1 protein-coding gene is annotated in these 387 nt (G+C 59.2%); it reads right to left on the bottom strand.

Going from position 1 to position 387, the window contains the following annotated elements; genetic code table 11:
- Positions 1–5: 5 nt before the first annotated feature.
- Positions 6–387: type II toxin-antitoxin system PemK/MazF family toxin (locus NE591_RS13145; RefSeq protein WP_256156851.1), on the bottom strand; the 382-nt coding region annotated here is incomplete at its 5' end.

The raw sequence follows: 387 nt of genomic DNA on the forward strand, positions 1-387 counted from the left end.
GCTCTCTATGCGTGTCCTAGGCGAACGCGAGAACCTTCTTCTCCTCGGCGCATTGCACCAGGTAGTGGTTTATCAGGTTCTGGTAAGGGATGCTGATTGACCGAACCCAGCGCAGCACAAACAAGCTCGTAGGTCGAAAGGGACAGTTGCCCGAGCGGTTCGTCCCTCAAACGCTTGTCGCGACGCACCTCCACAAGGGGCTCGACTTGCACCCAGGAGGGCCGACGGAGTCCGCAGGATTCCCAGTCGGAGATCTCGACGAAATCGGACAGTCCGTAGTTTGCCGACGTCGTTACCTTCGCGTTAATGACGCTCGCCTTTCCCGAAGCGTCCAAGATGACTACGGGTCGCACCTTGCCCACGCCTTCGTGGTCGGCGAACTCGTCG

The organism is Adlercreutzia sp. DFI.6.23 (genome assembly GCF_024462535.1).
Taxonomy (GTDB): Bacteria; Actinomycetota; Coriobacteriia; order Coriobacteriales; family Eggerthellaceae; genus Adlercreutzia; species Adlercreutzia rubneri.